Consider the following 25,003-nt stretch of genomic DNA (forward strand, 5'->3'; position numbering starts at 1 on the left):
TTGATATAATAGAGCTAGATAAATTTGAATTCATAGGAGGTAACGATGAACAAGATTACTTGTATTTGTTTAGGTGTGAAAGATATGGAAAGGTCAATAAAGTTTTATAGAGATGGTTTAGGATATAAGACTGATTGCAGAGAAAATAATCCGTCAGTATGCTTTTTTGATACTCCGGGAACAAAGTTTGAACTATTTCCTTTGGAACAATTAGCAAAAGATATTGATGAAAATAATCCACCAAAAGGGAATGGATTTTCAGGAATTACATTAGCCTACAATGTTGAACATAAAGAAGATGTAGAGACTGTAATTGCATTAGTAAGAAAAGCAGGTGGAAAAATTGTAAAAGAGCCACAGGAAGTTTTTTGGGGTGGATATCACGCATATTTTTCGGATTTAGATGGATACTATTGGGAAGTTTCATGGGGACCGAATTTTCAATTTGATGAAAATGGATTGCTGAAATTTTGAGGATAAATAGGGAAAGAGTATGCCATAAAGTAAGGAATATTTGATTTGGAAGGAGGTAATCATGGTGAATGAATTTAATGAATTTGTTCGTGAGATTTTTTCCGCAGCAGGTGATATTGTCATAAGATCCATGATGGGCGGATACCTTATATATTTTAACGGTAAGCTAATAGGTGACATTTGCGATAATGAACTATTTTTAAAGAGAACGCCGACATCGGACAAACTTCTTGTAGACTCAGAATTGCGTTATCCGTATGAGGGTTCAAAGACATTGATGTATGCATTCGACAGATTTGAGGATATGGATTTGATTACTGAACTACTGAAAGGTATGTATGCGGAACTGCCAGAAAAGAAACCCAAGAAAGCTAAATGAGACAAACAAGCTTCAGTTTGTTGAACTGAAAAATTGAATACTAAATGCGTAAGACGATAGAAAAGAAAAAAATCTATCGTCTTTTTTCATGCCTATTTTCAATTTATATTGCGATCAATAAATAGGGGAAACTCGCTAATTAGCGAACTAGTATTTCAAGTACCTTTCACTAATATATACACGACAAAATGCTAATTCCCTTAAATATGTTAAAGACAATAAAGGAGATAAGATGATAAGGATCAGAAGTCCCACTAAGAAAAAACTAAATAGTAAGAGTATCAGCGATTGGAAAAGTAATACTTCTGGTCGCTTTTTTTATTGAAATGAAAAGGAGAAATTTAAAAAGATGAAACAAGAAATGATTAACATCAACGCCAACTTATTGGCGGAACCTACTTTCTCAAACTTTGAAAAAGACGGAGAAACGGTAGAAGTTGCAAATTTTACGCTTGTAAAAAAGTACGGTAAGGGTAAGGAGTATATCAACTGTGCAGCTTATGGAGAAAAGACAGAAATAGCAAAAGCCTTTGAGAAAGACGATTTGATTCATATCTTCGGCTACTTTAAGAAGCGTGAAAAAGAGGGAAAGACTTACAAAAACTTTGTAGTGAAGTCATATAACAAGATTGAAAAGAAAGAAGAAAACGAGGAGGAATAACTTATGGCATTTTTTACACAGGCAGTTAATGTATTAAAGATTTTGGTTATGGCAGTAGGTGCAGGACTTGGAGCATGGGGCGTTATCAACCTGATGGAAGGATATGGTAATGACAATCCCGGTGCTAATGCTCATGTACGGTAAAGAAGCAAGCAACCGAAAACAATAGATAGACCGCCAGCACTACACTATTCCGAACCAAAGACCAAAAGATAAGCATTTTGAGAAAATCTAAACTTTTGGATTTTCCTACAATGCCGACTACGGCGGAATCCCTCCCACTCCTTATATATTTCTTTCTGTATACATTGAATTTGTATTTAGTAAAATGCAGACAACACCACGGATCGGCTTTTGGCTGGACAATTCCAACCAAACACCGCAGCAGACAGTAGAAACCATTCTGAACGTTAGGAAGCCGGTATGATTGTTACATATAAGGGGAAGAAAAATTTCTTTTAGATACTTGTTTTCCTAAAACTGATGTGATATAATAATTCAATTCCAGAAAAGGAGTAAAAAATATGCGGCAAGGTATTCTTAAATAAAACTATAATCAAATAGTGGGAACAAAGGATTATGATAGTCCCTTTTGTAGGGGCTTAGTTTTTTGTACCCAATTTAAGAATACTTTTGCCTTATCAATTTTGACATATCCCCAAAAACAGCACTCACAAACAGGTGTATGCTGTATATGTGTATGTCCGCAAATTATCATCCCCAGTGGTAAAAGTATTTTACTGCTGGGGATTTTTATGCCCTTCGGGGCAGTAAAGGGAGGACAATCACATGAAAATAATCAATATTGGAATTCTTGCCCATGTAGACGCTGGAAAGACGACCTTGACGGAGAGCCTGCTATATGCCAGCGGAGCCATTTCAGAACCGGGGAGCGTCGAAAAAGGGACAACGAGGACGGACACCATGTTTTTGGAGCGGCAGCGTGGGATTACCATTCAAGCGGCAGTCACTTCCTTCCAGTGGCACAGATGTAAAGTCAACATTGTGGATACGCCCGGCCACATGGATTTTTTGGCGGAGGTGTACCGCTCTTTGGCTGTTTTAGATGGGGCCATCTTGGTGATCTCCGCTAAAGATGGCGTGCAGGCCCAGACCCGTATTCTGTTCCATGCCCTGCGGAAAATGAACATTCCCACCGTTATCTTTATCAACAAGATCGACCAGGCTGGCGTTGATTTGCAGAGCGTGGTTCAGTCTGTTCGGGATAAGCTCTCCGCCGATATTATCATCAAGCAGACGGTGTCGCTGTCCCCGGAAATAGTCCTGGAGGAAAATACCGACATAGAAGCATGGGATGCGGTCATCGAAAATAACGATAAATTATTGGAAAAGTATATCGCAGGAGAACCAATCAGCCGGGAAAAACTTGTGCGGGAGGAACAGCGGCGGGTTCAAGACGCCTCCCTGTTCCCGGTCTATTATGGCAGCGCCAAAAAGGGCCTTGGCATTCAACCGTTGATGGATGCGGTGACAGGGCTGTTCCAACCGATTGGGGAACAGGGGAGCGCCGCCCTATGCGGCAGCGTTTTCAAGGTGGAGTATACAGATTGCGGCCAGCGGCGTGTCTATCTACGGCTATACAGCGGAACGCTGCGCCTGCGGGATACGGTGGCCCTGGCCGGGAGAGAAAAGCTGAAAATCACAGAGATGCGTATTCCATCCAAAGGGGAAATTGTTCGGACAGACACCGCTTATCCGGGTGAAATTGTTATCCTTCCCAGCGACAGCGTGAGGTTAAACGATGTATTAGGGGACCCAACCCGGCTCCCTCGTAAAAGGTGGCGTGAGGACCCCCTCCCCATGCTGCGGACGTCGATTGCGCCGAAAACGGCAGCGCAAAGAGAACGGCTGCTGGACGCTCTTACGCAACTTGCGGATACTGACCCGCTTTTGCGCTGCGAGGTGGATTCCATCACCCATGAGATCATTCTTTCTTTTTTGGGCCGGGTGCAGTTGGAGGTTGTTTCCGCTTTGCTGTCGGAAAAATACAAGCTTGAAACAGTGGTAAAGGAACCCACCGTCATTTATATGGAGCGGCCGCTCAAAGCAGCCAGCCACACCATCCATATCGAGGTGCCGCCCAACCCGTTTTGGGCATCCATCGGACTGTCTGTTACACCACTCCCGCTTGGCTCCGGTGTACAATACGAGAGCCGGGTTTCGCTGGGATACTTGAACCAGAGTTTTCAAAACGCTGTCAGGGATGGTATCCGTTACGGGCTGGAGCAGGGCTTGTTCGGCTGGAACGTAACGGACTGTAAGATTTGCTTTGAATACGGGCTTTATTACAGTCCGGTCAGCACGCCGGCGGACTTCCGCTCATTGGCCCCGATTGTATTGGAACAGGCATTGAAGGAATCAGGGACGCAACTGCTGGAACCTTATCTCTCCTTCACCCTCTATGCGCCCCGGGAATATCTTTCCAGGGCTTATCATGATGCACCGAAATACTGTGCCACCATCGAAACGGTCCAGGTAAAAAAGGATGAAGTTGTCTTTACTGGCGAGATTCCCGCCCGCTGTATACAGGCATACCGTACTGATCTGGCCTTTTACACCAACGGGCAGAGCGTATGCCTTACAGAACTGAAAGGGTATCAGGCCGCTGTCGGCAAGCCAGTCATCCAGCCCCGCCGTCCAAACAGCCGCCTGGACAAGGTGCGCTATATGTTTCAGAAGATAATGTAACGTCTTGCGCAATGCAAGCGTTCATTGCTGGCTATTGCGAAATATCATTGATAAAATCAGTATCAGAGAGGAGAAACTATTTTGAACCAGGAACAGACGAATATTACAACAGGAAAGCAAATACGTCATCTGCGAACACAATTGGGAATGACACAGGAAGAACTAGCCGGGGAATTGAATGTTACCCGGCAGGCACTATCGAATTGGGAGAGAGATGTTAATGAACCCGATTTAAATATGTTGAAAAAAATTTGCTTTCTTTTTGGAGTCAACATGGACGATTTTGCGAAGGAGGTAATAACAAAGATGGAAACATATGAAAAAAAGGAGAAACGACAATTTAATAAGTACGATATGGCAATTGGACTTTTTTATGGTGTTGGTATATTTCTTGGCATTGGTATTTTCTTTGTTGGCGGTTTTATGACAATGTCAGGTGCAGGGTGGGGAGCATCACTATTTGGCGGTGGCTGTTTTTCTCTTGTATTTGGCTTGATATGCCATGCAGTTATTACATTGAGAAGAAATGACAAATGATGACATATCCTGCTTTCTATACTTTTCGGTAATACCGAGTAAAAAAAGCCGCTGCTTTTGGCTTTCCAATAGCGGCGGCTTAATGCAAGCGGCGGCAAAGGGAAATATCCTTTGAATACCTTACAGAAGAAAAGTTTTGCAGCATTACAAAAATAAAAGCCTATACCATTTTGGAAAGAAAAGATACATAATAGTCAAGACGACAACAATCAGAAGTTATGGAGGGTAACAATGGAATATAGTAAGGAAGATTTAATGGAAGCAAAAAAGCAAATTTTGGGAGTGGGAGAGAACATGGGAACAGAGGAAAGTAAAAAAATCTGGGAGGAGAACGCACAATTTTGGGATAATGCAATGGGTGACGAATCTAATGAATTTCACAGAGAGGTAGTGCGCCCCAAAGTAACGGAACTTCTATCTCCTAATCCTGCGGATTACATTTTGGATATTGCGTGTGGCAATGGAAATTATTCTTCGTATCTTGCACAAAGAGGTGCTTCGGTTGTCGCTTTTGATTACAGCAAAAAAATGATAGAATTGGCTAAAAGACGGCAATCACAATATGCAAAACAAATTGAATTTTGTGTGGCGGATGCGACCGATAGAAAAAGTATATTAGAATTAAAAAGAAATCGAGCCTTTACGAAAGCAGTTTCTAATATGGCAATTATGGATATTACGGACATTGAACCACTTCTTATGGCTGTTTATGAACTGTTGCAGGAAAGCGGAATTTTTGTCTTTGCAACGCAACACCCTTGTTTTGTCACGTTGACTGAAAAATATATGACACCGCACAGTTACTATGATATAGCGATTGAAGGGCAACCGAAAGAGCAGATTTATTATCATCGTTCCATACAAGATATTTTTAACCTTTGTTTTAGAGCTGGATTTGTCATTGATGGATTTTATGAAGAATGTTTCAAAACCAACAAAGAAATTCCTATGGTAATGATAGTAAGGCTTAAGAAGGTAAAACGTGATAGCTTAAAATAAATTCAAGTTTGTCGGGTAAATAGCAAACCCAGCCGAGCCAGTCAACGATAAAATGAACGCCGCTTCGCGCCGTCGTTGACAGCCCCGCCCGTCTTTGCTGGTAGGCAATCAAGGGGCGACAGCAAGGAGTACTGCCGCCCCGCACTATTATTCAGAGAGGGGGAATTTCCATGACCGAAGATGAAGCCTACAAGGTGCATATCCAGTACACATTCAATGCCTTTTGCAAGGTAGTCATTCGTCACGCAGCCATAGATAAAATCTTGAAGCTGCGCCGGAGGTGGGAACGGGAAGTTTCCCTTGATTATCTGATGAGTGAAAAGTTTGTCCAGCTTGCCGAGCCGGAGTAGCTTGAAGAATATCTTTTTACCGCCTGCGGCCAGACCGCCGTTCTGTATCATGCGGAGCTTGCCGCCGCCCTTGCCCTTTTGCCGGAGCAGACGCAGGAAGAAATTTTTCGTTACTATTTCCTGCGCCAGCCGCAGCGAGTGATCGGCGTACATATTGGCCGGACACGCAGCACAGCGGGGCGGCATATCCGGCTTGCCTTGCAGCGGTTAAGGCGGCTCATGGAGGGAAATGACTATGAGTAAACTTCTCCCCTATGAAACAATCGTCAAAGCCCATGAGGGCGACCCGGACGCAATCGACACCATTCTTTCCCACTATGCCGGATATATCCGCTACTGTTCCAAAGTACACGGGAAAGTCAACGCCGAAGTTGAGGAACATATAAAGCAACAGCTCATTGCCGCCCTGTTCAAATTTCGCTTTGACCGATAAACAAAGAACAAACACTGGCTGTCATTAGCGGTTTCACTCCAGCCAGTTTACAATTCATCTATTCCTAAAGGAAGCAGGTCATAGTATAATAGAACCAACGACAAATATACTTTTAGGGGAGATATAGCAATATGAAAAGTAATAAATACTTAACTATTGGCTTATTAACAGGATTTATTGTCGGTGGTTGCATAGGTGTGTTGGCATGGGCGTTTTTGCAAAATCTTTTTGCTATTTCTATTTGTGCAGGTATCGGAATGTTGATTGGAATTGTTATAGGTACATTGATTGATTATGAAAAAAATAATCATCAAGAGAAATAGAAAAAATGCACAATGCCTTAAAGGGAAAACAGGAATTTATTGTGCTATCCATCATCGGGCCAACCTGACCTGAACTTTCAAAACTGAATATCCACCGCCCATCGGCGGCCAGCGAAAGCAGTAAGTCTGAAAAAGATTTGCTGCTTTTTTCTTTATCCGTTTGGCAAAATCGCAAAGTCATCCGTAGTAGGTAGGTGAAGCCGGAAACAAAAAATTTTCTGCGGCGGTAGCCAAATCTGCATTTTCTGTATTTCTAAGGCAAAGGAAAATTTGAGAAAATTCCCGGCAAGCGGGTAGCTGGCGGCCTTTGAAATGTATCTTTAGCGGAAAGAAAGAACTGCGGGTAAAAATCGCCCCACGCCGTAAGATTTTTGCAGAAATCCGGCCAAAACAGGCGGCAGCTATACGAGTAGTAAGTGCAAGGGGAAATCTACGGCTTACTTAGAGCAAGTTTCTACCACGGTGCCAAAATCCGCAATTCTGCGGTTTTGCCCCTCGCGGGAAACTTGTTGGGGAGTGCCTTCCCCAAACCCTGCTATGCGGCTTACGCCGCAAAAATATTTCTGTCCGGCAGACAGGAAATGCCCCGAAAATAGCTAACAGACCAGCCCATTTTTTGTGATAAGTGAAAGGAGGTTTACAGCCCATGCCGAAGCGATACAACACCCCCCACCGCAGCCATGTTGTGAAAACCCGGCTGACCGATGAAGAATACGCCGACTTCACAGAACGGCTTGCGCCCTATGGTATCAGTCAGTCCGAATTTCTCCGGCAGGCCATCCGGCGCACTACCATACGCCCCGTACTCCATGTGTCGTCAGTCAATGACGAGCTGCTCTCCGCTGTCGGGAAGCTCACAGCCGAGTACGGCAGGATTGGCGGCAATCTCAACCAGATTGCCCGCACCCTCAACGAGTGGCATAGCCCCTACCCGGCTATGGCAAAGGAATTGCGGGAAGCGGCCGCCGACCTTGCCGCCCTCAAGTATGAAGTCCTAAAGAAAGTAGGTGACGCCGTTGGCAACACTCAAGCATTTAGGCTCTAAGAACGCCGACTACGGAGCCGCCGAACAATACCTGCTCTTTGAGCATGACGAATTTACTATGAAGCCCGTCCTTGATGAAAACGGCAGGCTTATCCCCCGTGAGGATTATCGCTTGTCCACGCTGAACTGCGGCGGCGAGGATTTTGCCGTTGCGTGTATGCGCTCCAATCTCCGCTATGAGAAAAATCAGCGGCGGGAGGATGTGAAAAGCCACCACTATATCATCAGCTTTGACCCACGGGACGGGCCGGACAACGGCCTGACCGTAGACCGGGCGCAGGCGTTGGGGGAGCAATTCTGTAAAGAGCATTTCCCCGGCCATCAGGCCCTTGTCTGCACCCACCCGGACGGGCATAACCACAGCGGCAACATCCATGTGCATATCGTCATTAACAGCCTGCGGATAGAGGAAGTGCCGTTCCTGCCCTACATGGACAGGCCAGCGGACACGAAAGCCGGGTGCAAGCACCGCTGCACCGACGCAGCCCTACGCTACTTCAAGTCCGAGGTCATGGAGATGTGCCACCGGGAAGGACTTTACCAAATCGACCTCTTGAACGGCAGCAAGAACCGTGTCACAGACCGGGAATATTGGGCGCAGAAAAAGGGACAGGCCGCACTGGACAAGCAGAACGCCCCCATGATTGCAGGCGGTATCACGCCCCGGCAGACCAAGTTTGAAACGAACAAGGAGAAGCTGCGGCAGACCCTACGGAAAGCCCTTGCCACCGCTGCCAGCTTTGACGAGTTTTCCTCTCTGCTGTTGCGGGAGGGTGTGACCGTCAAGGAGAGCCGGGGGCGGCTGTCCTACCTCACGCCAGACAGGACGAAGCCTATCACCGCCCGGAAGCTGGGCGGCGACTTTGACCGCACCGCCGTCCTTGCCGTTTTGGAGCAGAACGCCCAGAGGGGCGTAACGGTTCGCTACACCCCGCAGCACCAAGCCGCCAGAGCCGCCGAACAGACCGCAGCCATACCCGAATACCTACACGCCGGGAAAGGCCGCTTACAGGGCGAAAAGACAGGGAAAATCGACCCCAGACAGGACAGTGTGCAGCGGCTTGTGGACATTGAGCAGAAGATGGCCGAGGGCAAGGGCAAAGGCTATGAACGATGGGCGAAGATACACAATCTGAAACAGGCCGCCAAGACCCTGACCATCTACCAACAGTACGGCTTTTCTTCCCCGGAACAGCTTGAAGCCGCCGTTGCTACCGCCTATCAGGAAATGCGCCAGACCAGCGGCGAACTGAAAGCACTGGAAACGAAGCTGCAAGGGAAAAGGGAGTTGCGGCAACAGGTACTTGCCTATGCCAAGACCAAGCCCATCCGCGAGGGGCTGAAAGCGCAGAAATCCGAGAAAGCCCGCGCCGCATACCGCCAGGCAAACGAGAGCGATTTTATCATAGCCGAAGCCGCCGCCCGGTATTTCAAGGCACAGGGGCTTACCAAGCTGCCCGGCCGAAAAGCGTTGCAGGCCGAGATCGAGCAGCTTATCTCCGAGAAAGACGGCCTGTACAACACCTATCACGAACAGAAGCAGCGGTTCAGGGAGTTGCAGACCGTCAAGCGGAACATCGACCAGATTTTGCGCCGGGAAGAGCCGCACCGCAGAAAGGAGCAGAGCCATGAACGATAAGCCGTCCCGCATGGACTACCGCCAGCACCAGGCAGCCCGCCGCCTTGTGCATGAGTGCTGTAACTACGACGAGGGGAACTGCCTGCTGTTAGACGACGGGGAGCCTTGCGTGTGCGTCCAGAGCATTTCCTATTCCCTCATGTGCCGCTGGTTCCGTGTGGCTGTCCTGCCCCTTGACGGGGAGCTGGCCGCAGCCCTCTTGTACCGGGGGAGCCGGAAACGCTGCGCGGTCTGCGGGGCGGCCTTTGTCCCCAAATCCAACCGGGGGAAATACTGCCCCGGCTGCGCCGGGTGCATGAAGAAACGCAAAGCCGCCGAGAGAAAGCGGAAACAAAGGCAGAAATGTCACGCTTTAGAGCCTTTCAAACCCGCATAAATCAAGGCTTTTTTCGTGGGTGTCAAAGGGTATGCGATACATTTATCCTTTCCCCCCGGAAATGCCGTCCTAATGCGTGACAAAGCCCAAAAACGACACAACACAGAGGGAGGTGATACTATCGCTGATTATATCAGGGCAGACACCACGCTGCCCGCCTATCTTCCATACCCCCGTTTCCTGCTGAAAATGGAGATTTCACAGACCGCCAAGCTGCTGTATGCGCTTTTATTAGACCGCTCCACCCTGTCACAGAAGAACGGCTGGCAGGACGGCGAGGGCAGGATATTCATTGTCTACCCCGTTGCGGAGATAGCGGAAATGCTGGACAAGGGTTGTACCGCCATCAAGGGAGCCTTGAAAGAACTGGACGCAGCCGGGCTTTTAGAACGGGAACGGCGGGGCTTCTCCGCACCCAATCGGCTTTATGTGAAAGTGCCGCCTGTCCCAGTGGTACGGTTTTCCGACCAACTGATGGCCGGAAAAGCGACCCTCATACAGTCGGAAAAGCGACCTTATGACGGTCGGAAAACCGACCCTATGATGGTCGGAAAACCGACCCCTAACAAAACTAATATAAACAACTTAATAGAGAACCAAACAATGAGAGCGAGTGGGGAGCCGCCCACAGCTTATGGCCGATATGAGAATATTTTTCTGTCAAAGGACGAATATGACGAGTTACAGGCAGAATACCCGGACAGGCTGGAACGGCTGATTGAGGAAATGAGCCATTACCTTGCCGCCAGCGGGAAAGCCTACCAGAATTATGCCGCCGCCTTGCACAGATGGGCGGCCAATGACAAAAAGGGAGCCGTAAAACAGGGCATCCCCGACTATACCTGTATGGAGGGAGAAAGCTTATGACAAGTGAAATCAAAGATATTTTGGAGAACATGACAACCGCCGCCCCGGAGATGGAGGACTATATCGGCGAGGACGGACTGCTTTACTGCGGAAAGTGCCATACGCCGAAAGAAGCCTACTTCCCGGAGGGTAAGGAGCTGTTTGGCCGTGACCGCCACCCGGCAGAGTGCGACTGCCAGAGAGCCGCCCGTGAGCAGCGGCAGGCCGCCGAGGAACACCGCCGCCATGTGGAAGCCGTGGAAAATCTGAAACAGAGGGCTTTTGCCGACTCAGCCATGCAGCAATGGACATTCGAGAACGACAACGGCAGAAACCCGCAGACCGGGATTGCCCGGCGGTATGCGGAGCATTGGGAAGAAATGCAGGCCGAAAACATCGGCTGCCTGTTCTGGGGGAACGTCGGCAACGGGAAAAGCTACCTTGCGGGCTGTATCGCAAACGCCCTCATGGAGAAAGAAGTCCCCGTATATATGACGAACTTCGCCGTTATCCTGGGCGACCTCTCTCCCGGCTTTACAGGCCGGAATGAGTATATTTCCCGCCTTTGCCGCTATCCGCTGCTTATCATTGACGACTTCGGCATGGAGCGTGGCACCGACTATGGACTGGAACAGGTATTCCATGTGATTGATACCCGATACCGCAGCAACAAGCCGCTGATCGCCACCACCAACCGCCCGCTGGACGAGTTGAAAAAGCCGACAGACACGGCCCATTCCCGGATTTATGACCGACTGCTGTCCATGTGCGTCCCGATACGCTTTACTGGCGTCAACTTCCGGCAGGAAACCGCAAAGCGGAAAATGGAAACCATGAAGAAACTGCTGGCTGAATGAAAGGAGTATTGCCTATGGAGAATATCAAGCAGCACGACCACCGTACCACCCGCCGCCCCGACTGCGTGACGGAAATCCGCATGGGGAATACCGTTCTTGTCGTGTCCGGCTTTTTCAAGAAAGACACCACCAGCACCGCCGCCGACAAGATGGCGAGGGTACTGGAAGCGGAAGCCGCTGCTACACAAAAAAAGGCGATTTGACAAGCTGTAAAGAAGCAGATTTATCACTTTTACCGCTGTACAGCCGCCCCTGTTCCGTGGTACAATGAAACCACGGAATAGTGGGGCTGGCTGTCGGAAACGGAGGATTTTATGTTAAGACAAGCCACCCAAAACCTCATTACCGCCCTTTATCCGAGATTGTCCCATGAGGACGAATTGCAAGGCGAGAGCAATTCCATTTCCAACCAGAAACGGATTTTGGAAGCCTACGCCAAGCAGAACGGCTTTACCAATCTGCGCTGGTACACCGACGACGGCTACTCAGGTGCGAACTTCCAGCGGCCCGGATTTCAAGCCATGCTTGCAGACATTGAAGCCGGGAAAGTCGGCACCGTCATAGTCAAGGACATGAGCAGGCTGGGGCGTAATTACTTGCAGGTGGGATTTTACACGGAAATGCTGTTCCCTCAAAAGGGCGTGCGTTTTATCGCTGTCAATGACAACGTGGACAGCGCAAACGGCGGCATGGACAATGATTTTACCCCTCTGCGGAACTTATTTAACGAATGGCTGGTGAGAGATACGAGCAAGAAAATCAAGGCAGTAAAGAAAGCAAAAGGCATGAGCGGCAAGCCTGTAACCAGCAAGCCAGTCTATGGCTATCTCATGGACAAGGACGAGAACTATATCGTTGACGAGGAAGCCGCCCCGGTTGTCCGGCAGATTTACCAGCTTTGCCTTGCGGGAAATGGCCCGACCAAGATTGCCCGTATGCTGACGGAGCAGCAAATCCCCACGCCGGGGACGCTGGAATACCGCAGGACGGGCAGCACCCGACGCTACCACCCCGGCTATGAGTGCAAGTGGGCGACAAACACCGTCGTCCATCTGCTGGAAAACCGGGAGTACACTGGCTGTCTGGTAAACTTCAAGACGGAGAAGCCCTCTTACAAGGTCAAGCACAGCGTTGAGAACCCCATCGAGAAGCAGGCTATCTTCCCAAATCACCATGAGCCGATTATCGACACGGAAACATGGGAGCGTGTGCAGGAGTTACGCAAGCAGCGAAAACGCCCGAACCGCTATGATGAAGTGGGGCTGTTCTCTGGTATGCTGTTCTGCGCCGACTGCGGCCATGTGCTGTATCAGCAGCGGTATCAGAACAAGAACCGCAAGCAGGACTGTTATATCTGCGGCAGCTACAAGAAGCGTACCCGTGACTGTACGGCACACTTTATCCGCACCGACCTTTTGACGGCGGGCGTGCTTTCCAATCTCCGGCAAGTGACGGAATACGCCGCCAGGCATGAGAGCCGCTTTGTAAAGCTGCTCATCCAGCAGAACGAAATCGGCGGCAAGAGAAAGACCGCCGCAGCCACGAAGCAGCTTGAACAGGCCCAGACACGCATTGCCGAAGTGAACCGCATTATCAAGCGGCTGTATGAGGACAATGTAAGCGGCAAAATCAGCGACGAGCGTTTCATGGAGCTGTCGGCGGACTATGAGCAGGAGCAGCGGGAACTGAAAGACCGGGCTGCCGCTTTGCAGGAGGAACTTTCCAAGTCGCAGGCCGCCACCGTCAACGCCGAGAAATTCATGGGGATTGTGAGAAAGCACCTTGCTTTTGAAGAATTGACCCCCACCCTCTTGCGGGAAATGATTGAGAAAATCGTCGTGCATGAGTGCAGCTATGACGAGAACGGCACCCGCAGGCAGGACATTGAGATTTATTACAGCTTTGTCGGCAAGATAGACTTGCCGGAAGCCTAACGCCTGACCTATCCGACACAGCCCTAAGTGCCGGATAGGAACGGCAAAATTTTTTACACTTCTATTACTTCTTTATCGCACATTAGCAAAGAGCCAAGGTATTAAGCAGCTTATGGCTGGAGGAGGTATCGTTCTTATCGGACTTAAGCTCATTCCACTACTTGCTAATGTACTCAATTGAGAAGAAAAGGAGAGCTTAGATGTTTGGAATATTCGACAAGATAGAAGAATTCTTTAAGGAACTTCTACTGGGCGGTATCCAAGCAAACTTAGAGTCCATGTTTCTTGACATCAACGACAAAGTTGGTGCGGTTGCAACAGATGTAGGTAAAACGCCTATGGGGTGGAACGGAGATGTGTTTGCATTTATCAAAAGTATTAACGATTCCGTCATTATTCCCATAGCGGGACTAATTATCACAGCAGTCCTTTGTATCGAGCTTATCAATATGGTTATACAGAAAAATAACCTACATGATAATACGGATACATTTGAATTTTTCAAGTACATCATCAAGATGTGGATTGCTGTATGGTTGGTATCTCACGCTTTTGAATTTTCAATGGCGGTCTTTGATGTGGCACAGCATATGGTAAATAAGGCGGCAGGGGTGATAAACACCTCTGCCACCGTTTCCGGGGATCAGATAGTGGCGATGATGGATACCCTAAAAGAAAAGGGATTTGGAGAGCTTGTCATGATTCTCTTTGAAACCTCCATCATCAAGGTTGCAATACAGGCAATTTCCATAGTGATTATGCTTGTGGTTTATGGAAGAATGTTTGAGATTTATGTTTACTCATCGGTTTCAGCCATTCCATTTGCCACAATGGGAAACAAAGAATGGGGGCAGATTGGAACAAATTACATCAAGGGACTATTTGCACTTGGACTACAAGGACTCTTTTTAATGGTTTGTCTTGGAATATACGCAGTATTAGTTAAGACGATTGAAATAACAGATATACACACAAGTACCATGACGATACTTGGATATGCGGTTTTGCTGGGGTTAATGATGCTAAAGAGCGGAACACTGGCCAAAAGCGTATTAAATGCACACTAAAAAGAAAGGAAAGATAGTATGAATAAAAGAAAAACAGTAATTACAGCAGTAGTAATTGGAGCAGGCGTTATGGCGGTAGTTGATAGAATCAGACTTTATAACAAGGTAGAAGAATTGGAAGAAAGGACACAGGACATTGGTCGCTGCCACAATGATTTTTGCTTAATGCAGCAAAGATATAACAAGAATACAGATGAACAGCTTGCAATTATTCAGGATGAAATCGGCTCTGTATATGAACACTTTGAGGAGCTTTCAAAGGATAAAGAAGATGGGAGGTAAGCTATGGCGTATGTACCAATTCCAAAAGACTTAAAGAAGGTAAAGACAAAGGTGGCTTTTAACTTAACGAAAAGGCAGCTCATAGGATTTACCATTGCAGGACTTGTTGGAATACCTGTCTATTTATTTATGAGAAAGGTAGTACCAAACGATATAGCCGTTATATTTCTCATTGTGTCCACACTTCCAATCTTTTTTATCACACTTTTTGAAAAGAACGGACTGACCTTTGAGAAATATTTTAAGCATATCTATTTGCATAAATTCTATCAACCACAAAAGAGAGTGAGAAAGGAGGTTTACCTTGAACAAGAAAAGAAAAATTCAGCAAATAAAGTTAGAAGAAAACAAAAAGGCATTAAGAAATCAAAAACAGGACTTAAAGAAAAGTAAGGTTAAGTCAAAAAAAGATAAGGGAGGAATCCTTGATCTTATCTTTAAGAAAGAACAGAAAAGGTATACGGTAGAAGATACCATTCCCTATCTTAGACTCTTAAAAAGTGGGATATGCCAGCTTGATGAAAAGCACTTCAGTAAAAGCATAGCCTTTCAGGACATTAACTATCAGCTTGCTTTAGACGAAGATAGGGACTTAATTTTTAATCAGTTTGCAAACTTTCTAAATTCCTTTGATCCAAGTGTCAGCATTGAGTTTTCCTACATCAATCAGCTTGGGCGAAATGAAGAAATGAAATCGGCAATTCAGATACCGGATAAAGGGGACGGCTTTGATGATATACGACTTGAGTTTAGAGAGATGCTAAAAAGCCAGATTGTAAAGGGAAATAACGGACTTAAAAAATCAAAGTATGTAACCTTTACAGTGGAAGCAGACAATTTAGCGCAGGCAACATCAAAACTTGAAAGACTGGAGATAGATATATTATCTAATCTTAAAAGTATGGGGGTTCGTGCTGAAAGTCTTACCGGAGAAGAAAGGCTAAAGATACTTCACGATATATTAAATCCGAATAAGACCTTTGAGTTTTCATACAAAGACTTAAAGAAAAGAGAAAGCACCAAGACATATATTGTGCCTGATGAATTTAACTTTATGCCAAGCAGATATTTTAAGTTTGGGAAATTTATCGGTGCAGTCAGCTACTTTCAAATCCTTGCAAGTGAACTATCTGACCGTATGCTATCTGAGTTTTTGGATATTGATGATAACATCAATATCTCTTTTCATATTAAGGCAATTGATCAGTCAGAAGCCATTAAGATGGTAAAAAGAAAAAATACCGATATTGATAAGATGCGAATTGAGGAAAACAAGAAGGCGGTAAGGTCAGGCTATGATATGGACATTCTTCCAAGTGATTTAATTACCTATGGAGAAGATGTAAAGAGCCTATTAAAAGATTTGCAGACAAGAGATGAGAGGATGTTTGTTGTAAGTATCGTCTTTATGAACTTTGCAAGGACAATTCAAAAGCTCGATAACACCATCGCTCAGATAAGCTCCATTGCCAATAAGCATAACTGTAAATTGAAAAGACTTGACCATACGCAGGAGCAAGGCTTAGTGAGTGTGCTCCCTCTTGGGGTGAATAAGATTGAAATAGATAGAGGGCTAACCTCATCATCCACAGCAGTCTTTATGCCCTTTACCACAGAGGAGCTTTTCATCAATTCAAGTAACAGTCTTTACTACGGTCTAAATGCCCTGAGTCATAACCTGATTATGGCGGACAGGAAGAAATTAAAGAACCCAAATGGGTTAATTCTTGGAACTCCCGGAAGCGGTAAATCCTTTTCAGCAAAGCGTGAAATGGCAAATGCCATCTTGGTAACTGACGATGATATTATCATCTGTGATCCGGAAGGAGAGTATGGAAACCTTGTTCGCCAGTTTAAGGGAGAAGTCATTAAAGTCAGCAGTAAGTCAAAAGACTACTTAAATCCCCTTGATATAAACATGAACTATGGCGATGGAGATGCACCTCTTAAAGACAAAGCAAATTTCATTATGTCTATGCTTGAACTTGTAGTTGGCGGTAGCGGACTTACGGCAGAAGAAAAGTCGGTTATAGATAGGTGCTTACCTAAGATTTATGAAAAGTATTTTGAAAATCCTACTCCTGAAAATATGCCTATACTTGGAGATCTATACGATATGTTAAAAGGGCAGGAAGAAAAGGTAGGGAAGAAGCTGGCAACGGAGATGGAAATCTATGTATCAGGTTCTCTTAATGTCTTTAATCACAGGTCAAATGTGGACTTAAATAAGAAGCTGCTTTGCTTTGATATTAAGGAGCTTGGAAGTCAGTTAAAGAAAATCGGTATGCTCGTTATTCAGGATCAGGTGTGGAATAAGGTATCCCAAAACAGAGGAAACAAGGCTACAAGGTACTATATAGATGAGTTTCATTTGCTATTAAAAGATGAACAGACAGCTTCCTATTCCGTTGAAATATGGAAGCGTTTTAGAAAGTGGGGAGGTATTCCAACAGGTATTACTCAAAATGTCAAAGACCTACTTATGAGTAAGGAGATAGAAAATATCTTTGATAATACGGACTTTGTCTTAATGCTAAATCAGGCTTCGGGAGATAGAGAAATTTTAGCAAGAAAACTTAAAATCTCACTTCCACAGCTTCGGTATGTAACCAACTCTAATGAGGGTGAGGGACTTTTGTTCTTTGGAAATACCATTGTGCCTTTCCTTGATAAGTTTCCGAAAGACACCATTCTTTATCAAAAGATGACTACCAAGCCTGAAGAAGTGAGGTAGCTTATGGATGGGAAGCTGAAAAAAGATTTTAGGGAAAGACATAAGGCAAGTCTTGAAAGAGAAATGCTTAAAGCTGAAACAAACTTTATACCTGAAGAAAGTAAGTTAAAGCATAGCGATGATTACAGAGGAAAAATCGTTCATGATAAAGAAAGATTTCAGGATAAGGTACACGAAAAGATAAGTAAGGTAAGTTCTGATAATGAGAAGATACAGGGGACTTCCAAAAGAAATGCAAAGTATAGGGCTTCTGATAAGGGAAGTGTAAATGAAGCAGGAAAGGCTGACTATGATACTGAGGTAAAGAACGGGAAAGTGTATGATCCTTTAGGACAAGACCTTGATAACGACGGAATCATAGACAGATACGACAATGATTTCAGGGACAGCGACTACTTTGAGTCGACCTATGATGTAGATGACAATTTACCTCAGAAAGAAAAACCATTGGAAAATTCCTCTAAAAATCACAAGACTCAAAAAGTAAGTATAAAAGGAAAAACTATTCCGAAAGCCTCTATACAAGAAAAAAGGAAGATGTGCCAAAAGAAAATAAATATGAAGGTAAAAGGACAGGGAAAGATGTTTCAGGCGAAAAAGAGTATAGCAATCTTTCAAAAGACCAAAAGAAAAAGCTAAAGAAAGATATGGTAAAAGTATCTGCCCTGTCGGGGCTTGCCAAAGGAAGTGAAACCGTAAGAGATTACCTTTCTCATGGAAGTGATGAAAATAAAGGCGTAGAAGCAGGAGAAAAGACGGCGGACGCAAGTTCCAAACTCATTCATGGCATTAAGAGATACTCAGATAAGAAAAGAGCTAAAAAAGGATATGAGCTTACAAAGAAGGACTATAAAATCAGAAAGCGTAAGTCAAAGTTAGAGTTTCGTGATGCCAAAGAGGAGCTGAAAAAGACAGATGAGTATAAAAGAGCAAGTGCCTATAAAAGATTTCAAAAGAAAAATCAGGTAAAGGCAGCGATTTCTCGTGAGAATAAGTCAAGGCTTAGAGATCGAATCAAAGAAGGTCTAATTGGAACACTGAAAAGCTCAAAGGATATGATTATCCGAAAAGCAAAAGGACTTATGCTAATTTTCGTAGGTATAATTATCTTAGGAACTTTTGTGATTAACTTTGCAGGAACGGGAATGACAGGCTTTATGAATTCTACAAGCTCTATCCTTACAACAAGCTATTTATCAAATCCAAATGTCCTAAGTGAAATCAATCAGAAGTTTTCTGCTATGGAGAGTGAGCTTCAAAGTGAAGTTGACCATGTAGAAGAAAATTATCCCGGATATGATGAGTATATCTTAAACAACACAGAGTACATCGGTCATAATGTCCATGAGCTTTTATCCTACATTACATCAAGGTGCGGAGAGGTAAAGAGTGTATCGGAAGTAGAAACCATATTAAAAGAATTGTTTGAGTCCATGTATGACCTTGAATACAGGGAAGAAATTGAAATCAGGTATAGGACTGTTACAGAAACCTATACCGATGAAGATGACAATGAATATACCGAAAGCCACGAAGAACCTTATGAGTATAAAAAGCTCATTGTAACGCTTCATAAAAAAGAAATGGACAGCATTATCCGAAGGGTCTTTGCAGACTATCCCGATAATTTAAAGCACTATGAAGCCCTATTCCTTGCTCAAGGAAATATGGGAGAAGCCTTTGGAAATTCTGACCTTATCAGTGCTAATGGCGGTGTAGGTGGTGGGAAAGAGTATGAGGCATCTTCGGAAGTACAAAAGAAGATTGTTAATGCTGCATACATCACACCATCTCCGGGTGCAGGCTGGTGTGCCATGTGGGTATCACAGGTCTACCAAAATGCGGGACTTGGATATATCGGAGGAAACGCTAATGATATGTATAGAAACTATACCTTTACATCAGACAGGTCAAAGCTAAAGGTGGGAATGCTTGTGGCAGTGGAAAGCAGCAGTAGCGGAAGTACAGCAGGACTTACCTATGGTCATGTAGGTATTTATATTGGGGACGGAAAGGTTATTGATAATATCGGTTATATAAGAGTAACTACCTTAGATGATTGGATTGCGACTTTTTGTAAACACCATCCGGTAGGCTTTGGTTTTCCGCCAAATGTAAACAGATAAGGAGGGAACAATGTGAAAAAAGAACTGACAACAGTAAAAAATAGAATAAAGAAGTTAAAGGACAAAAAGGCTCTGATTGATGAAGAATTGGAGCCTTTATTTATTCGTGAGGAAGAACTTGAAAATGAGGAAATCATCACGATTTGTAGAAAGAACAATATCACTATCAGTGATTTGATGGCAAAGGTAAACAGAGAAAAAGCAGAACTGAAAAAGGAGAGGGCAAATGAAAACCAGTTTGAAAAAGAATAATAAATTTTGGACAACAGCACTTGCAGTGATTGTAAGTATTAGCTGCATTTTAGGTCTTTGGACAGTTGTTTATGCTAAAGAGCAAAAAGGGGCGGATACGCCTACAAGTGATAAGGCTGTCCAAACGGAAGTTGAAGTTAATGTAAAGTACATCTTTGAAGATGAAAAGGTCTTTAAGGAAGAAAAGATTAAGGCAGAGAAAGGACAGTTTCTTGATAGCGGGGATCTTCCAATGCTCCCTGATAATATGAAATTCATTGATGAATTTCTATTCTATGAAGTAAAGGGCGATGGTAATGATGAAATTATCCGTAAGGTAGCAAAGACTGAGGTTAAGGACAAACAAACGCAAACGGAAGAAGAAAAACCAAAGCAGGACGAAGGCACGCAGACAGAAAATTCGAAGACTGAAGATAAAGGCACACAGACAGAGCTTTCTAAAGACGATATTTCTAAGATGGAAAAAGAGGCTAAAGAGCTTCAGGAAAAATTTGATAAGTTAAATGGTGAGCTTAAAGACAAGGATAAGTTGAGTGATAAGCAGAAAGAAAAAATCAAAGACCTTGAAGATGAGATTGAAAGACTGAAAGAGAAAATGAAAAAAGATAAGGGAAATAAAGACTTATCAGAAGATATGAAAAAGGAAATAGATAAGCTGACGGAAAAGGTGAAAGAGCTTGAGAAAAATGCGGCTGAAACAAATAAAGCTCCTGTAACACCGCAGTCAATTACACCGATTAGTCCTATTTCAGGGATTAAAACAAGCTCAGGTATTTCTCCTCAAACACCACAAACTTCTGTAAGTAGTTCCGGTAAAGGCTCATCGGATATAGTAAGCTCAGGTGGTGTTACAAAGGATACAGGTAAAACAGAAGTAAAGGAGAAAGAAAAGGAAGTTCGTTATCCCAATAAGCTGACAGCAAAAGCACCTGCTAATAACAGCGGTCAGGATTCATCTATGGACGGTACAAGTACAAGCGTAAATACCAATAAGGGAATAGCTTCCGCTCCGTCAAAGGCAAGAGGAACTGTTACAGAAAATAAGGATAATGCGAATAATGATTATCCAATTCATCATGGAGATAGCAGCGATAACAAAGAAACGGATATGTATTCAGCAGATGCAAGGCAGTTTATTACCTTTCAAACGAAAAACGGTAAGACATTTCATTTAATTATCAATCATGATGAAGATAGTGAAAATGTCATGCTTCTTACAGAAGTATCCGAAGATGACCTGCTTAATATGGTAGAGAAAAAAGAAGCTCCAAAGCAGGAAATTGTAAAAGAAGAACCTGTTAAGGAAGAAGTAAAGCCTGAGGAAAAAGAAGAAAAGAGCAGTTTAGGGACATATATAATTCTTTTACTTGTAGTAGGCGGGGCATTGGGAGCAGGATACTACTTTAAGGTTGTAAAAAAGAAAGAAGATAGGGAGCTTGAAGCCTTAGAGGAAGAAGATGATGATTTCTTTTCTGAAGCTGAAAGCGAAGAAGAAACAAATGATGTAGATGAAGTAGAAGCAGAAGATGAGCAGTAATGCTGCACCGAAAATAATACAGTATTTGGTGCAAATGCAGGGCGGGAGAGTAATATCTTTCGCCCTTTTCATATTGAAAACAGGAGGAAGTACAGAAATGAAGTTAGTCATTGCAGAAAAGCCAAGTGTTGCAATCTCTATTGCAAAGGTTATTGGAGCAAAAGATAAAAAGGATGGATATTATGAGGGAAACGGCTACAAAGTATCCTGGTGCGTAGGACACCTGATTCAGATGGCAAATCCGGACAGCTATGATGAAAAGTATGCAAAATGGAATATGGCTGATTTACCAATTATTCCAAAGGACTATAAGTATGAAGTGGCAAAGTCAACCAAGAAACAGTTTGCTATCCTTAAAAAGCTGATGAATGATAAAGAGAGTGATACGGTTATCAATGCTTGTGATGCAGGAAGAGAAGGAGAGAGTATTTTTAGACTTGTATATAATCAGGCAAATTGTAAAAAGAAGATGAAACGCCTTTGGATTTCATCTATGGAGGATAGTGCCATTAAAGAGGGTTTTGATAATCTAAAAGACGGAGAGGACTATGACAATCTCTTTGAATCGGCACAGGCAAGAGCCATTGCGGATTGGTTAGTCGGAATGAACATCAGTAGGCTCTATTCTTGCCTATATAAGCAAAATTATTCGGTTGGCAGAGTGCAGACACCGACTCTTGCCATGATTGTAAAAAGAGATGATGAGATAGCTAATTTCAGGAAAGAGAAATACTATACAGTGGAGCTATCTATGGGTGATTTTACACTATCAACGGATAGAATTGATGATGAAATCGCAGCAGAGCAGCTCTTAAATTTAGTAGGCGATAAGATTGAAATCACTGATGTTATTCAAAAAGAAAAGATTACTAAACCTGATTTACCTTTTGACCTTACAACACTTCAAAGGGAGTGCAATAAATATTTTGGATATAGTGCCAAGCAGACACTTGACTATGCACAAAGCCTTTATGAAAAGAAACTGATTACTTATCCAAGAACAGACAGCAGATGTTTAACGGAAGATATGATTACAAGTACCATCAATAACATTTTGGGCAAAAATGACTTTGACACAGAACGTATAAAGACGGTATTTAACTCTAAAAAGGTTACGGATCATCATGCGATTATTCCGACAATCAGTTCATTAAAGAAAGATGTTTCTAAGCTTCCTCTAAGCGAAGCTAAAGTTTACTTCCTTATATCCGATAAATTTCACGCAAGTTTAGGTTATCCACTCATTGAAAATACAACAAAGATTGTAGCTTCATTTGATGGCTTTGTGTTTACAAGTTCAGGAAAGGTAATTAAAGATGAAGGCTTTAGCAAATACCTTAAAGAATACAAATCAAAAAAGAATGAAGATGCTGTACTGCCTGATGTAAGTGTTGGTGATGTTTTAAGCATTGAAAATAAAGAGATTAAAGAGAAATTTACCCAACCTCCGAAATACTTTACTGAAGATACGCTCTTAAAGTCTATGGAGATTGCAGGAAATGAAGCCTTGGAAAAAGGTGTAGAGGTGGAAAGAAAAGGACTTGGCACTCCGGCAACAAGGGCAGGAATTATCGAAAATCTAATCTTTAAAGGATTTGTAGAAAGAGATAAGAAAAATCTTATAGCCACTCATAAAGGAATTAGCCTTGTAACGATTGTATCCGATACATTTAAGTCGGCAGAAACGACAGCAAAATGGGAAATGGAATTATCCGATATTGCTCAAGGGAAATCTTCAAAGGAAGAATTTTTAGAAGCGATTGAAAATGAGATAAAAGAAGCGGTTTCAACTTATAGTAAGTAAGATGACACTAATTTCAGAGTGGAAAAAATATCCTAAAAGTGCTATAATATATTGAAATATTTTTTGGAAAAGGAGGTATTATGCAGCTTTTAGACATAAAGAGAATGGCTCACAGCATTCTTGAAAATCAAAACATAGAAAGCAGTTTTATCGAATATAAAAAGTCGGCAAATTTTAAAGATAAAATTCTAAAAACTGCTTGTGCCTTTGCCAATAACTATATGAACAATGAGATTGGATTGTTGTTTGTTGGAATTGAAGAAGTTGACGATAAAGAAACGGGAGAAAAGGCAATTCCCAAAAGACCGATAGAGGGGATAAAAGAGTCCAAAGTTGAAGGGATTGAAAATGAATTAAAATCTCTGCTTTCCAATATCCATCCTAGAATAAACTACCATATTATTACGGATAAAATTGATGATGAATACTATATTATCGTTGCGGTAGAGAGTGGTAGTAACGGTCCGTTTGAAACAAGTGAAAGAGCGGAAAGGGATAAAGATATTAGGCTAAAGGCAGGAAGATATATCAGAGTCGGTAGAGATTCAAGACTGCCAAATCCAACTGAAGAATTTGAGCTTTTGAAGAAATTTGCAAATTTTTCTTTTAGCTCTAATTTGAACGATACAGCTACCATAGATGATTTAAGCTATGAATACATGAAAGAATATCTGCTTCAGACAGGAGCAAAGAAAGATATTAGAGAAATGTCTAAGTTGGATATGGCAAAGAGTATGGGACTTGTCAGTGAAAGCGAGTATGGTGGTTATAGAGCTAAAAATTTTGCTGTATTGATGTTTGCAGAAACACCGAATAAATTTATTCCAAATGCCCATGTTGAAATCATAAGAGAAATTGACGGAACGGATAAAATGGAATCAAAAAGATTTGATGGGCCGGTTTGGATACAGGCAAAACAAGTCAGCAAATATTTTGAAGATAATATTATGGCTTCGTATACCATAAGGGAAGCTGATAAAATTGAGCATAAGATTATCTATAACTATCCTCTTACGGCATTTGAGGAACTTGCTACTAATGCTATTTTGCATAAAGAATATGATACACCTGAATATGTAGGAATATATATTTACAAGGATAGAATTTCTTTTGTAAACCATAACAGACCACTTCCTCCTGTAACTATTGAAGCTCTTAATAGAGATAGAAGTTTTGATAGAAGGCAGTATCTGAATAAAGAACTTAAAGATATGTTCTTTTCTCTTAATCTGATAGAGTCATACGGATCCGGGATAAGGCGTGCAAAAGATGCACTATTAGAAAATGGTTCTCCTGAGCTTAAGTTTTATCCGGACAATGAAGAAGATAACTATACTAATGCAGTTATGGGTGTGAACAAAGAATTTTTGAAAGAGTTTAATGGTAGTACTACCAAAGAAACTACCAAAGAAACTACCAAAGAAATAAGTAGTATCCAAGAACAAATAGTTCTTCTTATGAAAAGTAATCCAAGCATTACTGCGGAACAGATAGCAAATGAGATTAAAGAAATAACAGCAGATGGGGTACGATACCATATAAGGAATCTTAAATCTTATGGAGTTATTAAAAGAGAAGGCTCTACCAAATCAGGTAAATGGGTAGTGATGAAATAAACAAAATTACAGAATCAAAAGGT

Annotated in this window: 24 protein-coding genes and 3 pseudogenes; 26 read left to right on the plus strand and 1 reads right to left on the minus strand. The window is 43.3% G+C overall.

The window, feature by feature from the left end:
* Positions 1-45: 45 nt before the first annotated feature.
* The 7 genes and pseudogenes from BHK98_RS11080 (at position 46) to BHK98_RS11115 (ending at position 5,759) form a co-directional block, all read left to right on the plus strand.
* A complete protein-coding gene (locus BHK98_RS11080) occupies positions 46-474 on the plus strand; it encodes a VOC family protein (protein ID WP_001033924.1) in 429 nt (142 codons plus the stop codon).
* A gap of 64 nt (positions 475-538) precedes the next feature.
* Positions 539-853, plus strand: a complete 315-nt coding sequence (locus BHK98_RS11085) for a TfoX/Sxy family protein (RefSeq protein WP_049476047.1) — start codon at positions 539-541, stop codon at positions 851-853.
* Between the two features lie 349 nt (positions 854-1,202).
* Positions 1,203-1,514: a single-stranded DNA-binding protein gene (locus BHK98_RS11095; RefSeq protein ID WP_075714270.1), complete on the plus strand. Its 312-nt coding sequence runs from the start codon at positions 1,203-1,205 to the stop codon at positions 1,512-1,514.
* A 3-nt stretch (positions 1,515-1,517) separates the two neighbouring features.
* A pseudogene (locus tag BHK98_RS11100) lies at positions 1,518-1,646 on the plus strand (Maff2 family mobile element protein); the annotation flags it as partial.
* 657 nt (positions 1,647-2,303) lie between these two features.
* Positions 2,304-4,223: a tetracycline resistance ribosomal protection protein Tet(W) gene (tet(W), locus tag BHK98_RS11105; RefSeq protein WP_000691721.1), complete on the plus strand. Its 1,920-nt coding sequence runs from the start codon at positions 2,304-2,306 to the stop codon at positions 4,221-4,223.
* Positions 4,224-4,304: 81 nt separating this feature from the next.
* A complete protein-coding gene (locus BHK98_RS11110) occupies positions 4,305-4,760 on the plus strand; it encodes an XRE family transcriptional regulator (protein WP_001071126.1) in 456 nt (151 codons plus the stop codon).
* A gap of 231 nt (positions 4,761-4,991) precedes the next feature.
* Positions 4,992-5,759 (plus strand): class I SAM-dependent methyltransferase, encoded by a 768-nt coding sequence (locus BHK98_RS11115; RefSeq protein WP_000456787.1) that lies wholly within the window; start codon positions 4,992-4,994, stop codon positions 5,757-5,759.
* Between the two features lie 41 nt (positions 5,760-5,800).
* On the opposite strand, the gene BHK98_RS14215 is transcribed toward BHK98_RS11115, so the two are convergent.
* Entirely contained in the window at positions 5,801-6,262 is a 462-nt protein-coding gene (locus tag BHK98_RS14215) for a hypothetical protein (RefSeq protein WP_021659603.1), read from the minus strand.
* Positions 6,263-6,344: 82 nt separating this feature from the next.
* On the opposite strand from BHK98_RS14215, the gene BHK98_RS11125 reads away from it, so the two are divergent.
* From BHK98_RS11125 to BHK98_RS11215, 19 genes and pseudogenes are all read left to right on the plus strand, one after another.
* Positions 6,345-6,542 (plus strand): helix-turn-helix domain-containing protein, encoded by a 198-nt coding sequence (locus tag BHK98_RS11125; RefSeq protein WP_001909500.1) that lies wholly within the window; start codon positions 6,345-6,347, stop codon positions 6,540-6,542.
* 131 nt (positions 6,543-6,673) lie between these two features.
* Positions 6,674-6,865, plus strand: coding sequence for a hypothetical protein (locus BHK98_RS13700; RefSeq protein ID WP_000841357.1), 192 nt, complete (start codon positions 6,674-6,676; stop codon positions 6,863-6,865).
* Positions 6,866-7,511: 646 nt separating this feature from the next.
* Positions 7,512-7,910, plus strand: a complete 399-nt coding sequence (locus tag BHK98_RS11135; protein WP_001126628.1) for a plasmid mobilization protein — start codon at positions 7,512-7,514, stop codon at positions 7,908-7,910.
* Positions 7,873-9,549 (plus strand): relaxase/mobilization nuclease domain-containing protein, encoded by a 1,677-nt coding sequence (locus tag BHK98_RS11140; protein ID WP_003695449.1) that lies wholly within the window; start codon positions 7,873-7,875, stop codon positions 9,547-9,549. The genes BHK98_RS11135 and BHK98_RS11140 overlap by 38 nt, the downstream gene beginning before the upstream one ends.
* The gene (locus BHK98_RS11145; RefSeq protein WP_000998386.1) at positions 9,539-9,925 is read left to right on the plus strand and encodes a cysteine-rich VLP domain-containing protein; all 387 of its coding nucleotides are present in this window, start codon (positions 9,539-9,541) and stop codon (positions 9,923-9,925) included. The genes BHK98_RS11140 and BHK98_RS11145 overlap by 11 nt, the downstream gene beginning before the upstream one ends.
* 15 nt (positions 9,926-9,940) lie before the next feature.
* Complete coding sequence (locus BHK98_RS11150) at positions 9,941-10,792, plus strand: replication initiator protein A (protein WP_003695447.1); 852 nt, start codon at positions 9,941-9,943, stop codon at positions 10,790-10,792.
* Positions 10,789-11,628: an ATP-binding protein gene (locus BHK98_RS11155; protein ID WP_000200031.1), complete on the plus strand. Its 840-nt coding sequence runs from the start codon at positions 10,789-10,791 to the stop codon at positions 11,626-11,628. Before BHK98_RS11150 ends, BHK98_RS11155 begins: the two co-directional genes overlap by 4 nt.
* 14 nt (positions 11,629-11,642) lie before the next feature.
* Complete coding sequence (locus BHK98_RS11160) at positions 11,643-11,831, plus strand: transposon-encoded TnpW family protein (RefSeq protein ID WP_000427739.1); 189 nt, start codon at positions 11,643-11,645, stop codon at positions 11,829-11,831.
* Positions 11,832-11,942: 111 nt separating this feature from the next.
* Positions 11,943-13,562 (plus strand): recombinase family protein, encoded by a 1,620-nt coding sequence (locus tag BHK98_RS11165; protein WP_000945966.1) that lies wholly within the window; start codon positions 11,943-11,945, stop codon positions 13,560-13,562.
* Between the two features lie 85 nt (positions 13,563-13,647).
* Positions 13,648-13,743 (plus strand): annotated as a pseudogene (locus BHK98_RS14015) (Maff2 family mobile element protein); the annotation flags it as partial.
* 19 nt (positions 13,744-13,762) lie between these two features.
* Positions 13,763-14,629, plus strand: coding sequence for a VirB6/TrbL-like conjugal transfer protein, CD1112 family (locus BHK98_RS11175; protein WP_075714272.1), 867 nt, complete (start codon positions 13,763-13,765; stop codon positions 14,627-14,629).
* Between the two features lie 18 nt (positions 14,630-14,647).
* A complete protein-coding gene (locus BHK98_RS11180; protein WP_075714274.1) occupies positions 14,648-14,911 on the plus strand; it encodes a conjugal transfer protein in 264 nt (87 codons plus the stop codon).
* Between the two features lie 3 nt (positions 14,912-14,914).
* Positions 14,915-15,304, plus strand: a complete 390-nt coding sequence (locus tag BHK98_RS11185; RefSeq protein WP_075714276.1) for a PrgI family protein — start codon at positions 14,915-14,917, stop codon at positions 15,302-15,304.
* A complete protein-coding gene (locus tag BHK98_RS11190; RefSeq protein ID WP_075714278.1) occupies positions 15,216-17,645 on the plus strand; it encodes a VirB4-like conjugal transfer ATPase, CD1110 family in 2,430 nt (809 codons plus the stop codon). The genes BHK98_RS11185 and BHK98_RS11190 overlap by 89 nt, the downstream gene beginning before the upstream one ends.
* 3 nt (positions 17,646-17,648) lie before the next feature.
* Positions 17,649-19,771, plus strand: a pseudogene (locus tag BHK98_RS11195) (CHAP domain-containing protein).
* A 12-nt stretch (positions 19,772-19,783) separates the two neighbouring features.
* On the plus strand, positions 19,784-20,023 hold the full coding sequence (locus BHK98_RS11200) for a conjugal transfer protein (RefSeq protein ID WP_075714280.1): 240 nt from the start codon (positions 19,784-19,786) through the stop codon (positions 20,021-20,023).
* Positions 19,998-21,560: a CD1107 family mobile element protein gene (locus BHK98_RS11205; protein WP_075714282.1), complete on the plus strand. Its 1,563-nt coding sequence runs from the start codon at positions 19,998-20,000 to the stop codon at positions 21,558-21,560. Before BHK98_RS11200 ends, BHK98_RS11205 begins: the two co-directional genes overlap by 26 nt.
* Before the next feature lie 97 nt (positions 21,561-21,657).
* Positions 21,658-23,364: a DNA topoisomerase 3 gene (locus BHK98_RS11210; RefSeq protein WP_075714284.1), complete on the plus strand. Its 1,707-nt coding sequence runs from the start codon at positions 21,658-21,660 to the stop codon at positions 23,362-23,364.
* Positions 23,365-23,444: 80 nt separating this feature from the next.
* Positions 23,445-24,980 carry an AlbA family DNA-binding domain-containing protein gene (locus tag BHK98_RS11215; protein ID WP_075714286.1) on the plus strand — a complete coding sequence of 512 codons (1,536 nt, stop codon included), beginning with the start codon at positions 23,445-23,447 and terminating at the stop codon, positions 24,978-24,980.
* Positions 24,981-25,003 lie beyond the last annotated feature (23 nt).

Origin of the sequence: Hornefia porci, from assembly GCF_001940235.1 — a bacterium.
Taxonomy (GTDB): Bacteria; Bacillota; Clostridia; order Peptostreptococcales; family Anaerovoracaceae; genus Aminicella; species Aminicella porci.